The 14271-nt window shown below is 68.1% G+C and carries 15 protein-coding genes; 12 read left to right on the top strand and 3 right to left on the bottom strand.

Annotation, left to right across the window (positions count from 1 at the left end; genetic code table 11):
• Nucleotides 1–17: 17 nt before the first annotated feature.
• The 5 genes from ACJH71_RS17125 to ACJH71_RS17105 all read left to right on the top strand — a co-directional run bounded on the left by ACJH71_RS17125 (nt 18) and on the right by ACJH71_RS17105 (nt 6287).
• On the top strand, nt 18–995 hold the full coding sequence (locus tag ACJH71_RS17125) for a bifunctional riboflavin kinase/FAD synthetase (protein ID WP_406759185.1): 978 nt from the start codon (nt 18–20) through the stop codon (nt 993–995).
• Nucleotides 996–1111: 116 nt separating this feature from the next.
• Nucleotides 1112–1381 carry a 30S ribosomal protein S15 gene (gene rpsO, locus ACJH71_RS17120; RefSeq protein ID WP_406759184.1) on the top strand — a complete coding sequence of 90 codons (270 nt, stop codon included), beginning with the start codon at nt 1112–1114 and terminating at the stop codon, nt 1379–1381.
• 318 nt (nt 1382–1699) lie between these two features.
• Nucleotides 1700–3949 carry a polyribonucleotide nucleotidyltransferase gene (locus tag ACJH71_RS17115; protein ID WP_406759183.1) on the top strand — a complete coding sequence of 750 codons (2250 nt, stop codon included), beginning with the start codon at nt 1700–1702 and terminating at the stop codon, nt 3947–3949.
• Nucleotides 3927–5246, top strand: a complete 1320-nt coding sequence (locus ACJH71_RS17110; protein WP_406759182.1) for a M16 family metallopeptidase — start codon at nt 3927–3929, stop codon at nt 5244–5246. Before ACJH71_RS17115 ends, ACJH71_RS17110 begins: the two co-directional genes overlap by 23 nt.
• 15 nt (nt 5247–5261) lie before the next feature.
• Entirely contained in the window at nt 5262–6287 is a 1026-nt protein-coding gene (locus ACJH71_RS17105; protein WP_406759181.1) for a nitronate monooxygenase, read from the top strand.
• Between the two features lie 33 nt (nt 6288–6320).
• Here the strand turns inward: ACJH71_RS17105 and ACJH71_RS17100 are convergent, their stop codons facing one another.
• Both ACJH71_RS17100 and ACJH71_RS17095 read right to left on the bottom strand, forming a co-directional pair.
• Nucleotides 6321–7487 (bottom strand): PPE family protein, encoded by a 1167-nt coding sequence (locus tag ACJH71_RS17100; protein WP_406759180.1) that lies wholly within the window; start codon nt 7485–7487, stop codon nt 6321–6323.
• Between the two features lie 16 nt (nt 7488–7503).
• A complete protein-coding gene (locus tag ACJH71_RS17095) occupies nt 7504–7803 on the bottom strand; it encodes a PE family protein (RefSeq protein ID WP_406759179.1) in 300 nt (99 codons plus the stop codon).
• Between the two features lie 355 nt (nt 7804–8158).
• On the opposite strand from ACJH71_RS17095, the gene ACJH71_RS17090 reads away from it, so the two are divergent.
• Genes ACJH71_RS17090 through ACJH71_RS17060 form a run of 7 tightly spaced genes read left to right on the top strand, consistent with a single transcriptional unit; the run spans nt 8159 to nt 13853 of the window.
• Nucleotides 8159–9067 (top strand): metal-dependent hydrolase, encoded by a 909-nt coding sequence (locus ACJH71_RS17090; protein ID WP_406759178.1) that lies wholly within the window; start codon nt 8159–8161, stop codon nt 9065–9067.
• Between the two features lie 36 nt (nt 9068–9103).
• Nucleotides 9104–10045, top strand: a complete 942-nt coding sequence (locus ACJH71_RS17085) for an alpha/beta fold hydrolase (protein ID WP_406759177.1) — start codon at nt 9104–9106, stop codon at nt 10043–10045.
• Nucleotide 10046: 1 nt separating this feature from the next.
• The gene (locus ACJH71_RS17080; RefSeq protein ID WP_406759176.1) at nt 10047–11132 is read left to right on the top strand and encodes a PDR/VanB family oxidoreductase; all 1086 of its coding nucleotides are present in this window, start codon (nt 10047–10049) and stop codon (nt 11130–11132) included.
• A 33-nt stretch (nt 11133–11165) separates the two neighbouring features.
• Complete coding sequence (locus ACJH71_RS17075) at nt 11166–12170, top strand: alpha/beta hydrolase (protein ID WP_406759175.1); 1005 nt, start codon at nt 11166–11168, stop codon at nt 12168–12170.
• Nucleotides 12171–12196: 26 nt separating this feature from the next.
• Entirely contained in the window at nt 12197–12934 is a 738-nt protein-coding gene (dapB, locus tag ACJH71_RS17070; protein ID WP_406759174.1) for a 4-hydroxy-tetrahydrodipicolinate reductase, read from the top strand.
• 50 nt (nt 12935–12984) lie between these two features.
• Complete coding sequence (locus ACJH71_RS17065; RefSeq protein WP_406759227.1) at nt 12985–13401, top strand: hypothetical protein; 417 nt, start codon at nt 12985–12987, stop codon at nt 13399–13401.
• Nucleotides 13402–13451: 50 nt separating this feature from the next.
• Nucleotides 13452–13853, top strand: a complete 402-nt coding sequence (locus ACJH71_RS17060) for a flavodoxin family protein (RefSeq protein WP_406759226.1) — start codon at nt 13452–13454, stop codon at nt 13851–13853.
• 6 nt (nt 13854–13859) lie between these two features.
• Here ACJH71_RS17060 and ACJH71_RS17055 read toward each other — a convergent pair whose 3' ends face one another.
• A complete protein-coding gene (locus ACJH71_RS17055; protein WP_406759173.1) occupies nt 13860–14165 on the bottom strand; it encodes a hypothetical protein in 306 nt (101 codons plus the stop codon).
• Nucleotides 14166–14271 lie beyond the last annotated feature (106 nt).

Here is a 14271-nt window from a genome sequence, read left to right as displayed (position 1 = left end):
CAGTTTAGGCTGTCCTGGTGCAGCGGTGGCGGGGGCAGGATGAGATCCCCACAGACTGGGGCAGGTGCGTGCTCACCATCGGCGTGTTCGACGGTGTGCATCGTGGACATGCGGAACTGATCACCCATGCGGTGAAGGCCGGCCAGGCGCGCGGCGTGCCGACGGTGCTGATGACCTTCGATCCGCATCCGATGGAGGTCGTCTACCCCGGCAACCATCCCGCGCAGCTCACCACGCTGGCGCGGCGCGCCGAGCTGGTCGAGCAGTTCGGCATCGACGTGTTCCTGGTGATTCCGTTCACGCCCGAATTCATGAAGCTCACCCCGGACCGTTACATCCACCAACTGCTGGTCGAGCACCTGCACGTGGTGGAAGTGGTGGTGGGGGAGAACTTCACCTTCGGCCGCAAGGCGGCCGGCAACGTCGAGACCCTGCGCCGGGCCGGTGAGCAGTTCGGGTTCGGGGTCGAATCGGTGTCGCTGGTGGCTGAGCGCGCCGACGCCGTCCAGTCGGTCACCTTCTCCTCGACCTACATCCGGTCCTGTGTGGACGCCGGCGATGTGTCCGCGGCGGCCGAGGCGCTGGGCCGGCCGCACCGGGTCGAGGGACTGGTGGTGCGCGGTGACGGCCGTGGGCGCGGCCTCGGCTTCCCGACCGCCAACGTGGCGCCGTCGGCCTTTGCGGCGATTCCGGCCGACGGGGTGTACGCCGCGTGGTTCACCGTGTTGGGACACGGCCAGGTGCCCGGCACCGTCGTCGCCGGTCAGCGTTGTCGGGCCGCGGTGTCGGTGGGCACCAACCCGACGTTTTCCGGACGGGCCCGCACCGTGGAGGCGTTCGTGATCGACGAAACCGCAGACTTGTACGGGCAGCGCGTGGCCGTGGACTTCGTCAGTCGGATCCGGGGCCAGGAGAAGTTCGACTCCGTGGCGGACCTGGTGGCGGTGATGAACACCGACGTCGAGAAGACCCGCGGCCTGCTCTCGGGTGACTGACCACCCGCGCGATTGGGAAGGGCGCCCAGGGCGCTGCTAGACTCGCCCCTCGGCGTGCTGCAGTCCGCGGTGGCCGCCGACTTGATATTCGCGGGACCGATTGATGGAGATTCTTCGTGGCGCTGACCGTCGAGCAGAAAAAAGAGATCCTGGCCAGCTACGGCCTGCACGAGACCGACACCGGCTCGCCCGAAGCTCAGGTCGCCCTGCTGACCAAGCGGATCGTCGACCTCACCGAACACCTCAAGCAGCACAAGCACGACCACCACTCCCGCCGCGGCCTGCTGCTGCTGGTCGGTCGTCGTCGCCGTCTGCTCAAGTACCTGACCGCGACCGATGTGGCGCGCTACCGCTCGCTCATCGAGCGTCTCGGCCTGCGTCGCTGACGACGAATCGGGCCGGCGTCAGTCGCCTCCGTGTAGAGTGAGGCCGTCCCGGGCCGCCCAGGCCCGGGCATCGGTGTGGCCCCCGCATCCGCGTGCGCCACTCCGGCACGTCACGACGGGACACGTTCCTGCGATCAGCCAGACCTGAGTCGGGCGGTCTTCGGTAGTGGCAGCCGGGCCTGAGGAGTGCTTTGACAGTACGTAAGCCAGGATCCGGCCGCTTCGATCGACGACCGTAGCCGCATCCAGGTCCATCACTGACGCACGTCCGACGTTGCGAAACAGTTGAACAAACCAGGAAAGGCCGTACGGGCTTTTATGTCTGCAATTGAAATTGAAGAAGGCGTATTCGAGACCACCGCTGTCATCGACAACGGCAGCTTCGGCAAGCGCACCATCCGCTTCGAGACCGGCCGGCTGGCCCAGCAGGCCGCCGGCAGTGTCGTCGCCTACCTCGACGACGAAACCATGCTGCTGTCGGCGACCACCGCCAGCAAGGCTCCCAAGGACCACTTCGACTTCTTCCCGCTCACCGTCGACGTCGAGGAGCGGATGTATGCGGCCGGCCGTATCCCCGGCTCGTTCTTCCGCCGCGAAGGCCGGCCGTCGACCGACGCGATCCTGACCTGCCGCCTCACCGACCGCCCGCTGCGCCCGTCGTTCGTCGACGGCCTGCGCAACGAGGTTCAGGTCGTGGTGACCGTGCTGAGCCTGAACCCGAACGACCTGTACGACGTGGTGGCGATCAATGCCGCCTCGGCCTCCACCCAGCTCGCCGGCCTGCCGTTCTCCGGCCCGGTCGGTGCGGCGCGGGTGGCGCTGATCAACGGCACCTGGGTGGCGTTCCCCACCGTCGAACAGCTCGAGGGCGCGGCCTTCGACATGGTGCTGGCGGGCCGCCTCCTCGACGACGGTGACGTCGCGATCATGATGGTCGAGGCCGAGGCCACCGAGAACGTCATCGAGCTGATCGAATCCGGCGCACAGGCGCCGACCGAGACCGTGGTGGCCGAGGGCCTGGAGGCGGCCAAGCCGTTCATCGCGGCGCTGTGCAAGGCCCAGCAGGAGCTCGGCGCCGCGGCCGCCCGCCCGACCGCCGACTACCCGCTGTTCCCGCCTTACGGTGACGACGTCTACTACTCGGTGGCGTCGGTCGCGACCGACGAGCTGGCGAAGGCGCTGACCATCGCGGGCAAGGCCGAGCGTGACGAGCGCACCGAAGAGATCAAGGCCGAGGTCATCGAGCGCCTCGCCGAGACCTACGAGGGTCGCGAGAAGGAGATCAGCGCGGCCTACCGGAGCCTGACGAAGAAGCTGGTGCGTCAGCGCATCCTGACCGACCACTTCCGCATCGACGGCCGTGGCATCACCGACATTCGGGCGCTGTCGGCCGAGGTCGCGGTGATCCCGCGGGCGCACGGCAGCGCGCTGTTCGAGCGTGGCGAGACCCAGATCATGGGCGTGACCACGCTGGACATGATGAAGATGGCGCAGCAGATCGACTCGCTCGGTCCGGAGAAGTCCAAGCGCTACATGCACCACTACAACTTCCCGCCGTACTCGACCGGTGAGACCGGCCGGGTCGGTTCGCCCAAGCGCCGCGAGATCGGCCACGGCGCGCTGGCCGAGCGGGCCCTGGTCCCGGTGCTGCCCAGCGTCGAGGAATTCCCGTACGCCATCCGGCAGGTGTCGGAAGCCCTGAGCTCCAACGGATCCACCTCGATGGGTTCGGTCTGTGCGTCCACGCTGGCGTTGCTCAACGCCGGTGTGCCGCTGAAGGCTCCGGTCGCCGGTATCGCGATGGGCCTGGTCTCCGATGATGTCGAGGTGGACGGTAAGACCGAGCGTCGCTTCGTCGCGCTCACCGACATCCTGGGCGCCGAGGACGCGTTCGGCGACATGGACTTCAAGGTCGCCGGCACCAAGGACTTCGTCACCGCGCTGCAGCTGGACACCAAGCTGGACGGCATCCCTTCGTCCGTCCTGGCGGGTGCTCTCGCGCAGGCCAAGGACGCCCGGATGACCATCCTGGATGTGATGGCCGAGGCCATCGACGAGCCCGACGAGATGAGCCCCTACGCGCCGCGAGTCACCACCATCAAGGTTCCGGTGGACAAGATCGGCGAGGTCATCGGGCCCAAGGGCAAGATGATCAACTCGATCACCGAGGAGACCGGCGCTCAGATCTCGATCGAGGACGACGGCACCGTGTTCGTCGGGGCCACCGACGGCCCGTCGGCGCAGGCGGCGATCGACAAGATCAACGCGATCGCCAACCCGCAGCTGCCGAAGATCGGCGAGCGGTTCCTGGGCACCGTGGTCAAGACCACCGACTTCGGCGCATTCGTGTCGCTGCTGCCGGGCCGCGACGGCCTGGTGCACATCTCCAAGCTCGGCAAGGGCAAGCGGGTGGCCAAGGTCGAGGACGTGGTGAAGGTCGGCGACAAGCTGCGCGTGGAGATCGCCGACATCGACAACCGCGGCAAGATCTCGCTGGTGCCCGTGGACGAGTCGACCCCAGAGGCGGGGCCCGCTGAGTCTGCCGATGCCGCGGCTACCGAAAGCTGACATAGCGGCGCCACGCGCCACACTGCGACGCACCACCCTGCCGGGCGGGCTGCGGGTAGTCACTGAATACCTTCCCGCAGTTCGTTCGGCGTCGGTGGGCGTCTGGGTCGGCGTCGGATCTCGCGACGAGGGCGCCACGGTGGCCGGGGCGGCGCACTTCCTGGAACACCTGCTGTTCAAGGCGACCCCGACCCGCACGGCGGCCGGCATCGCCCAGGCGATGGACGCCGTCGGGGGCGAGCTGAACGCCTTCACCGGCAAAGAGCACACCTGCTATTACGCCCATGTGCTCGACACCGACCTGGAGCTGGCCGTCGCGCTGGTGAGCGACGTGGTGCTCAACGGGTCCTGCGCGGCTGCCGATGTCGACCTCGAACGCGATGTGGTTCTCGAGGAACTCGCGATGCGCGACGACGATCCCGAGGACGCGCTGGGCGATGTGTTCTTGTCGACGCTGTTCGGCGACCATCCAATCGGGCGGCCGGTGATCGGCAATGTCGACTCGGTGTCGTCGATGACTCGCGCACAGCTGCGGTCGTTCCACCAGCGCCGCTACACACCGGAGCGCATGGTGGTCGCCGTTGCCGGCAACATCGACCATGACACGGTGGTGGCGCTGGTGCGAGAACACTTCGGGCACCGCCTGATTCGTGGTGAGAAGCCCGCCGAGCCGCGGCGCGGCACCACCCGGGTCCCGGGCAAGCCCGGGCTGACCGTGGTCAACCGCGACGCGGACCAGACGCACATGTCTTTAGGGGTACGTGCGCCGGGACGATATTGGCAGCACCGTCAGGCGCTGGCGGTGCTCAACACCGCTCTGGGCGGCGGCCTGAGTTCCCGGCTGTTCCAACAGGTTCGGGAGACCCGCGGCCTGGCGTACTCGATCTACTCGTCGGTGGACACCTTCGCCGACGCCGGCGCACTGTCGGTGTACACCGCATGCCAGCCGGACCGGTTCGCCGAGGTGGCGGAAGTGACCGCCGAGGTGCTCGACTCGGTGGCGCGCGAGGGAATCACCGCCGACGAGTGCCGGATCGCCAAGGGGTCATTGCGCGGGGGATTGGTGCTGGGCCTGGAGGATTCCGGGTCCCGGATGAACCGGCTGGGCCGTACCGAGTTGAACTACGGCCGGCATCGGCCCATCGCGCGCACCCTGCGGGAATTGTCCGCGGTGACCGTCGATGAGGTCAACGCGGTGGCCCGTCAGCTGTTGTGCCAGCCCTACGGCGTCGCCGTACTGGGTCCCTACCGCTCGAAAGGGGCGCTGCCAACCCGTCTGCGGGCGCTTGCCGGTTGATGGCAGGCTAGAGCAATGGCGTTCAGCTTCTCCGAACTCACTGTCCCACTGGTCGGCGCGCCGATGGCAGGCGGTCCCAGCACACCGGCGCTGGCGGCCGCGGTGTCGGAGGCCGGCGGACTCGGGTTCGTCGCGGGAGGCTATCGCACTGCCGAACAGCTGGCCGACGAGATCACCGCCGCGCGCGCGGCCACCAGCGGCCCGATCGGTGTCAATCTGTTTGTGCCCCAACCCAGCGGCGCGGATGTGGTGTTGCTCGACGAATACGCCGACCTGCTGGATACGCTGGCCGAACATTACGGCGTAGAGCTGGGCCGGCCCCGCTTCGGCGACGACGACTGCTGGCCGGAGAAGCTCGAGGTGATTGCCGACCTGCGGCCCACGGTGGTGTCGTTCACGTTCGGGACGCCGTCGCCCGACGACATAGCGGCGTTGCGGGCGTTGCGGATCCTGACGATGGTCACGGTGACGTCTGCCTACGAGGCCGGGGTCGCGCTGGGACATGGGGCCGAGGCGCTGGTGGTGCAGGGCCCCAAGGCCGGTGGACATCGGGGCACCTTTGCGCCGGACGTGCACCCGGGCACCGACTCCCTGGAGCATGTGCTGGCGGAGATCGCCCACGCCCACGGCCATGTCCCGTTGGTGGCGGCGGGTGGGCTCGGCACCGCGGCCGACGTAGCCGGGGTGCTGGGCGGTGGTGTGGTCGCGGCCCAGGTCGGTACCGCGCTGCTGCTGGCGCACGAAGCCGGGACCAACCCGACGCACCGGGCGGCGCTGACCAACCCGGAATTCACCAACACCACGGTGACGTGCGCCTTCTCCGGCCGTTACGCACGCGGCCTGGAGAACGACTTCACCCGCGCCTTCGAAGATGTGGCGCCGGTGGGATACCCGGAGATCAACCACATGACCGCCCCGATCCGGGCGGCGGCGGTGGCCGTGGACGACCCGCATGGGACGAGCTTGTGGGCTGGGACCGCCTATCGGACCGCCCGATCGGCTCCGGCCGCCGACATCATCGCCGACTTGGCGTCGGGTTGATCCCTGCGGGGATCGTCGACGGCCGGAAGCGCCTCACCACATGGACGACCGTCGCCCCTTGGCTGCTTTGCGCTTGGCCTCTTCGTTCTGGTCGTCCTTGGCTCGCGCTGCAGCACTGCCACGCGGACCCAACCCCATCAGCGGCGGAGCGCACAGCAGCGGCGAGCCACCCATCATCGGCGCGCCTGCGGTGGCCAGCGCGGGCGCCGCGAATTCGGCTGCGGCCAAGCGCATTTCCGGCGCTGCGGTGGCCCACGCCTTGGGTACCGACAAGCCGCTGACGGAGGCCGCGTTGCCAACTCCGGCCGATGCTGCCGACGTTGCCGACGCCAGGCCGGCACTGCCCAGCGTTGGTGTCAGGCCCAAGGGCAGACCCGCCGCGATGGCAGCGGGAGCTGCCGCCTCCAGGCCGAACGGCGACGGGAGTGCCGCGCCGGCAATGAGGTACTCGGGTATGAACGCGGCAATGATGGCGGCGCTCATCATGGTTGAGACCGGAGCCGCACCCAACGTCGCCAGATCGCCAAAGATCGGCGGAAGGTTGAGCGCCCCCGCTTCGGCTGAGCCCGCCAGTGCACCCGGCAACGCCTCCATCGCCAGGTTGGTGGCGGCTTGGCCGGCCGCGGCCGCAGTCACCTCGGCGGTCGCCGCCTCCTGCGCCGCAATGCCGCCGGGGTTGGCCGTCTGCGGCGGCGTGGTGAACGGCACCATCTGTGCTGCGGCCTGCGCGGCAGCGCTGTAGGAGTACATCGCGGCTGCGTCCTGGGCCCACATCTCGGCGTATTGGGCTTCGGTGGCCGCAATGGCCGGGGCGTTCTGCCCGAAGAAGTTCGTTGCGACCAGCGTGGCCAACTGTGCGCGGTTGGCAGCGATCAAGGGCGGGGGAATTGTCATGGCGAACGCGCTCGAGTGGGCCGTAGCGGCGGCCTTGGCCTGGGTGCTGGTGAGCTCCGCCTGCTCGGCTGTGGCGGTGAGCCAGGTGGCATACGGTGCGGCTGCCGCCGCCATCTTCGTTGATGACACGCCCAACCACGGGCCACTGGTCAGCTCGGTGACGACCGCGCGGTAGCTCGACGCCGCGGAATGCAGGTCGACGGCCAGCTCGTCCCAGGCCGCCGAGGCGGCCAGCAGCGACCCTGAACCAGGGCCGGCGTACATGCGTCCGGAGTTGATTTCCGGTGGTAGTGCTGCGAAATCCATTGCTGTGCCTACTCTCTTATCCGGCCGCGATCACGTTGGCGGCCTCGGCGGCCGCGTAGGTGTTCGCACTGGTGTTGAGGGTGGCGACGAACATCTCGTGAATGGCGCTGGCTTGGGTGCTGACCTGGTGGTACAGCTGCGCCTGAACGGCGAACCGGGCAGCCAGCATGGCCGACACCTCGTCGGCGGACGGGGGAACCACTGCGGTGGTCACGATGTGCGCGGCCTCGTTTTGGGCCGCGAGCGCCAAGCCGGTGCTCGACAGGGTGTCGGCAGCGGTGGTCAGGGTCTCAGGATGTGCATTGACGAACGACAAAGGCCTCTCCTTGAAAATGACGGCGGCAACAAAAAGGGCCGGCTTCTTTCGGAGTCGGACCCTGTTGCGCAACGTTTTGCTGGGAACATCCTCCAGATTTCCTGACAGCCCTGCCGGTATCCAAGCTGGTTAACAGCCTCTTAACGTTCGCAGCGAAACGTTTACACAACGGCGCGAAATTGGCTGATTTGACGGCGCTGCGCGCTGCGCGTCGCGACCGGCCGGCGCGGCAGGACAGTGGCGACGGTCACAATCCGGTTTAGGCAGTACCGATGGTATCGTTATACCCCACCGGGCTATCTGTCCATTGCGAAGACAATTGATAGGGTTTTGTAAAACCCGTGGGAGGTTCGCCATGCTCAAGGTCGATGACAGCGCCGCCGGCCCGCATGACGGGTCACTGGATCACGAGCGCATCGTCCTGCAAGCCCGCGACGTCGGGTTCGACATGTCGGACCTGCCGGTGCACTACGTGCCGGGCGAGCCCTTCGTCACCCACTTCTGCAATGTGCTGCACCTGCTGCTGCCGGCCGGCGAGGAGTTCTTCGTCGAGGTGTTCAAGCAGGCGTTACCGCTGATCAAGGACGACCAGCTGCGGCTCGACGTCCAGGGCTTCATCGGCCAGGAGGCCACCCACTCCCAGGCGCACACCGCCGTTGTCGACCACTTGGCCGCCCGCGGCGTCGACATGTCGCCGTTCACCGGCCAGATCAAGTGGCTGTTCGACAAACTGCTCGGCGACCGGCCGACCTGGAGTGAGCGCCGTCAGCAGCGCTGGCTGCTGGAACGGGTGGCTCTGGTGTCCGCCGTCGAGCACTACACGGCGATTCTCGGAGAGTGGGTCCTGGAAAGCCCCGCGTTGGACGAGGTCGGCACCCATCCGGCGATGCTGGACATGCTGCGCTGGCACGGCGCCGAAGAGGTTGAGCACAAGGCTGTCGCCTTCGACGTCATGAAGCACCTGCGAGCCGGGTTCTTCCGGCAGGTCCGTACCCAGTTGGCCGTCACACCCCTGATGCTGCTGTTGTGGGTGCGCGGCCTGCGGTTCATGTACAAGGTGGACCCGCAACTGCCGGCCGGAGCCAAGCCGCGCTGGCGGGACTGGTTCATCGCGGCGCGCCGCGGGCTGGTGCCCTCGCCGTTCGAATTCCTGCCCGCGATCGCCTCGTACTACCGTCCCGGCTTCCACCCGGCGCAACTCGGCGGCGTGGAAAAGGCGGTCAACTACTTGGCCGTGTCGCCCGCCGCCCGCGCCACGCACTGACCCCAACCCGCGGGCGAACAACGAGGAGTGCAGTCCATGACTACCCCGACCACCACCACCGTGACGTCGGCCGACGGTGTGACCCTTGCGGTGCACGCGTACACCGATCTGGACCCACAGCGGACGACCATCCTGGCGATCCACGGCTACCCCGACAATCACCATGTCTGGGACGGGGTGGCTCGTGAGCTCACCGAGCAGAACCCGGGCCGCTACAACGTCGTCGCCTACGACGTACGTGGTGCGGGGACGTCCTCGGCGCCGGCTGAGAAGTCCGGCTACCGATTCCCGCACCTGATCGCCGACGTCGCCGCGGTGATCGAGCACCTGGGCAAATTGGGCGTGGACAGGGTTCACCTACTGGGGCACGACTGGGGTTCGATCCAGGGCTGGGCAGCCATCACCGACCCGGCCGTGGCGGCCAAAGTCGGCTCCTACACGTCGATTTCGGGTCCTCACTTGGACTACGCCGGCAGATTCCTGCGCTCGGCGCGCAACCTGCGGACGCTCGGCGATGTGGTCAGGCAGCTGCTGGAGTCGAGCTACATCTGGCTGTTCTTGACCCCGCGGGTTCCCGAGGCGGCTTTCCGGTCCGGTCTGGGCGTTCGAGTCCTGGGCTGGCTTGACCGTATCGGTCGTTCGGGCACCGCCCAGCCGGATATGCCCCGGGGGGAGAACGACTACGTCAACGGGCTCAACCTGTACCGCGCGAACATGCCGGGACCGTTTCTGAAGCCGGCGCGACCGCTGCCCGCCACCGATGTCGCGGTGCAGGTGCTCGCGCCTCGCCTGGACCTGTTCGTCAGTCCGGCCCTGCAGCGCTACACCGGATCCATCCCGGCCAACCACCGGGTGCTCGACATCGACGGCGGCCACTGGGTGGTGACCGATCGCCCCGACGTGATCGCTCGGCTCACCGACGAGTGGGTGCAACACAGCGTGGCCGGTGAACCCGGCGATGACGTGCGGCCGGCCTGATATGACGCAGGAGATCTGGAGGTCTCGCCCCGCCGACCTCTACGGCCGGCGAAAGCATGACCGGCTGTTCAACGCGCTCTGGGGAGCGATCACCGTATTCGGCGGAATGGCCGCGCTTTCGCGATGGAAGCCGTCCCGGGTGGCCCCGGTGTCACGGACGATCGCGGCCGTCGTCACCAAGCGGGAGATGTTGACCAGCGACGTGGTGGCCCTCACCCTGGCGGACCCCGACGGCGGACTGTTGCCGTCGTGGACGCCGGGCGGTCACATCGACGTGCAGCTGCCCTCGGGCCGGCGCCGGCAGTACTCGCTGTGCGGCGTGCCGGGGCGTCGCACCGAGTACCGCATCGCGGTACGCCGGCTCGACGATGGGGGCGGCGGCTCGGTCGAGATGCACGAGAGTTACGCCGAGGGCGACACGTTGCTGTTCGAAGGTCCGCGCAATGCGTTCTACCTGGGCACCGGGGAAAGCGAGGTGCTGTTCGTCATCGGCGGAATCGGCGTCACCCCAATGCTGCCGATGCTGCGCGAGGCCGCCCAGCGCGGAATCGATTGGCGCGCGGTCTATGCCGGGCGCAGTCGGGCGGACATGCCATTGCTCGACGAGGTGCTGGCCGTGGATCCCGCGCGGGTCACGGTGTGGGCCGACGACGAGCACGGGCGCTTCGCCGGCACCGAGGAGCTGCTGGCCGGCGCCGGCCCGCAGACCGCGGTGTACGTGTGCGGCCCGAGCGCGATGCTCGAAGCGGTGCGCGTCACCCGCAACGAACACGCCTCGAATATCAAAGCCCCGCTGCACTATGAGCGGTTCAGTCCGCCGCCGGTGGTCGACGGGGTGCCCTTCGAGTTGGAGCTGGCTCGATCCCGGCGCGTCCTGGCGATTCCCGCGGACCGCTCGGCGCTGGACGTGATGCTCGACGCCGATCCGACGGCCGCACACTCGTGCCGGCAGGGGTTCTGTGGCACCTGCAAGGTCAAGGTGGTCTCCGGCGACGTCGACCGGCGCGGACGCACCGCCGAGGGCGGCGACGAGATGCTGGTCTGCGTGTCGCGGGCCAACGGCGGACGCATCGTCATCGACGCCTGAATCGAGGCGTATCGCTGCAGATAGGATGCTCGGATGTCTGGTGAGGCTGAGATTCATCGCGGGAGTTTGCGGGCCAGAATCATCTACGCCGTCTTCTCGGCGGTAATGCCGCGGTTGGTGCGGTGGGTCAGTCGCCGTGGGGGCCCCGAGGCCATGCCCGGAATGTTGGCGCAGTTGGGCCGGCGCACCAACACCGTCGCCCGCCTGCAACGGCTGCGCCCGTACTTTCGGATCCGCTTCACCCGCGATCTCGCGACGGGTGTTCCGGTCGAGATCGTCCGCAGGGCAGACTGCGTCGCCCCGCTGAGCGACGGCGCCATCTTGTACTTTCACGGCGGCGGGTTCTTCACCGGCGGTCTGGACACCCACCTGCATGTCGTGGCGACCCTGGCCCGACGCACCCGGCTGCCGGTCGTGCACGTCGACTACCGGCAATTCCCCGACGTGAGCGTGGACGGCTCGGTGGAAGACTGCGTCGGCGCCTACCGCTGGCTGCTGGAACAGGGGGCCGACCCGGCCAAGACGGTGATCGCCGGCGACTCCGCGGGGGGCTTTCTCACGTTCGCCACCGCACTCCGATCCCAGCAGGAGGGGCTGCCGGCACCGGCCGGAGTCATCGGGATCTCGGCACTGCTGGAGCTGGACGGAACGGCCCGCAGTACGCACCCGAACATGGGCACCGACGCATTCGGCATCGCGGACGCGCTGCCCGACCTCGTCGAGCACGTGTGCCCCTCGACGCCGATGCGGCGCGAGCTGTCTCCGATCAACGGCCGGCTTGAGACCATGCCGCCGGCACTGCTGATCGCCGCCGAGTCGGAGATTCTGCGCTGCGACAACGAACGGCTGCACGACGCGCTGCTGGCGGCGGGCCGGTCCAGCCGGCTCGAGCTGTGGGCACACCAGGTGCACGCTTTCCCGGCGCTGTTCGGATTCCTGCCCGAGAGTCGGGCGGCGTTCGACCTGATGGTCCGCTTCGTCGCCGAGCGCCTGGCCGACCCCGGTGAGTCGGGCGAGACCCGCCGAGAGGTGTCCTGAAGCCCCTTGCCGCTAGGGTGGCAGCCATGCAGGTAGCAGTGCTGGGCGCCAAGGGCAAAGTCGGCGCGACGATGGTGGCGGCGGTGCAAGCCGCGGAAGATCTCACCCTGTCTGCGGCGGTCGACGCCGGTGACGAACTGAGCTTGTTGACCGACAGCGGCACCGAGGTCGTGATCGACTTCACCCACCCCGCAGTCGTGATGGACAACCTGAAGTTCTTGATCGACAACGGGATCCATGCGGTGGTGGGCACCACCGGGTTCACGCAGGAGCGGCTGGCCCAGGTCCGTTCCTGGATCGAGGCCAAGCCCGGTTCGGCGGTGCTGATCGCGCCCAACTTCGCCATCGGCGCGGTGCTGTCCATGCACTTCGCGGCCCAGGCCGCAAAATACTTCGAATCGGTGGAGGTCATCGAGCTGCACCACCCGCAGAAGGCCGATGCGCCGTCGGGTACCGCCGCTCGCACCGCCGCGCTGATCGCGGAAGCCCGAAAGGGACTGCCGCCCAATCCCGACGCCACCAGCACCGGTCTGCCCGGAGCGCGCGGCGCGGACGTCGATGGTGTGCCGGTGCATTCGATCCGGTTGGCCGGGCTGGTCGCCCACCAAGAGGTGCTGTTCGGGACCATGGGGGAGACGCTGACCATCCGGCACGACAGCATCGATCGGACCTCGTTTGTTCCCGGGGTGCTGCTGGCGGTGCGCCGGGTGGCCGAATACCCCGGGCTCACAATCGGCATCGAACCCCTCCTCGACCTGAAGTAGTCGTGATCAAGGTGTCGCCGGCCAACCGGGTGAAGGTGCTCATCGCCTTCATGTGTGTGGCACTGCTGATGTATCTGGCGTTTCTGGGCCGGATCGCGGTGCTGCTGATCGCCTCCGGTTCGGTGGCGGCGATCGGGATGGGGCTGGCGCTGCTGATCATGCCGTTCCTCGGGCTGTGGGCGATGATCGCTACCCTGCGGGACGGATTCGCTCACCAGAAGCTGTCGCGGCTGATCGCCGAAGACGACATGGAACTCGACGCCGGCGCCTTGCCGCGGCGGCCTTCTGGACGCATCGAACGCGACGCCGCCGATGCCCTGTTCCACACGGTTCGCGCCGAACTCGATGCCGACCCGGACAACTGGCGGCGCTGGTACCGGCTGGCCCGGGCCTACGAGTTCGCCGGGGACCGTCGTCGCGCGCGGGAGGCGATGAAGACCGCGGTCGCGCTGCAGGCGCAGCAGTGAGCAAGACGCTGTTGGTGGTGCACCACACGCCATCGCCGTTCTGCCAGGCCATGTTCGAGGCGGTGCTTTCCGGGGCGACGGACCCGCAGATCGAGGGCGTCGAGGTGGTGCGCCGCGCCGCGCTCGAGGTGTCGCCGGCCGACATGCTGGCCGCCGACGGCTATCTGCTGGGCAGCCCGGCCAACCTCGGCTACATCAGCGGCGCGCTCAAGCACGCCTTCGACGTCTGTTACTACCCGATCCTGGACTCGACCCGCGGCAGGCCGTTCGGCCTCTACCTGCACGGCAACGAAGGAACCGAGGGCGCCGAACGGGCCGTCGACTCCATCACGACGGGCCTGGGATGGGTCAAAGCGGCCGACTACGTGGTGGTGTCGGGTAAGCCCGGTAAGCCCGAGCTGGAAGCGTGCTGGGAGCTTGGCGCGACGGTGGCCGCGCAGCTGATGGACTGAGCCCCGCTACGGGTCGATGTGGTTCTCCGGCATGTAGAACGAGTGCAGTGGGTAATCCCGGCCGGGTCCCATCGAGTGGCAGTCTTGCTGTGACGGCGGTGATTTCGGCGGCTCGTAGTAGTAGATGACGCAGCGCTGCCAGCTGCCGTCGGGCTGAACCGGACCGTCGCACTTCTGGGCGGTGGAGAAGAACAGCAGCGGGTTGTCCTGGCAGCCCGCCTGGGCCGTCGGTGCCGAGGCGATCAGCCATCCGGCTGCCAGTCCGGTAGCCGCCAGCGCGGTGGTCAGGCCCCCGGTGAGGTAGCGCTTCACGGTCGACCCCTTCTCCTCGCGTCGTGTTGTCGAGTGACTATGCCGGACGCGGCCGATGTTTGTCGCAGATTATGCCCGCGGTTTGCGCGCAGTTCCTATCGTGAGA

This window comes from Mycobacterium sp. SMC-15 (genome assembly GCF_045310925.1).
Classification (GTDB): domain Bacteria; phylum Actinomycetota; class Actinomycetes; order Mycobacteriales; family Mycobacteriaceae; genus Mycobacterium.
The sequence above is the reverse complement of the archived record's forward strand: the minus strand, read 5'-3'. Positions and strand labels throughout refer to the sequence as shown.

Coding starts and splice junctions, on each gene's coding strand:
- ACJH71_RS17060 (WP_406759226.1), top strand. CDS start 13,452: ATGTTCGAGGCGGTGCTTTCCGGGGCGACGGACCCGCAGATCGAGGGC.
- ACJH71_RS17090 (WP_406759178.1), top strand. CDS start 8,159: ATGCTCAAGGTCGATGACAGCGCCGCCGGCCCGCATGACGGGTCACTG.
- dapB (WP_406759174.1), top strand. CDS start 12,197: ATGCAGGTAGCAGTGCTGGGCGCCAAGGGCAAAGTCGGCGCGACGATG.
- ACJH71_RS17110 (WP_406759182.1), top strand. CDS start 3,927: ATGCCGCGGCTACCGAAAGCTGACATAGCGGCGCCACGCGCCACACTG.
- ACJH71_RS17100 (WP_406759180.1), bottom strand. CDS start 7,487: ATGGATTTCGCAGCACTACCACCGGAAATCAACTCCGGACGCATGTAC.
- ACJH71_RS17115 (WP_406759183.1), top strand. CDS start 1,700: ATGTCTGCAATTGAAATTGAAGAAGGCGTATTCGAGACCACCGCTGTC.
- ACJH71_RS17065 (WP_406759227.1), top strand. CDS start 12,985: ATGTGTGTGGCACTGCTGATGTATCTGGCGTTTCTGGGCCGGATCGCG.
- ACJH71_RS17085 (WP_406759177.1), top strand. CDS start 9,104: ATGACTACCCCGACCACCACCACCGTGACGTCGGCCGACGGTGTGACC.
- ACJH71_RS17075 (WP_406759175.1), top strand. CDS start 11,166: ATGTCTGGTGAGGCTGAGATTCATCGCGGGAGTTTGCGGGCCAGAATC.
- ACJH71_RS17105 (WP_406759181.1), top strand. CDS start 5,262: ATGGCGTTCAGCTTCTCCGAACTCACTGTCCCACTGGTCGGCGCGCCG.
- ACJH71_RS17080 (WP_406759176.1), top strand. CDS start 10,047: ATGACGCAGGAGATCTGGAGGTCTCGCCCCGCCGACCTCTACGGCCGG.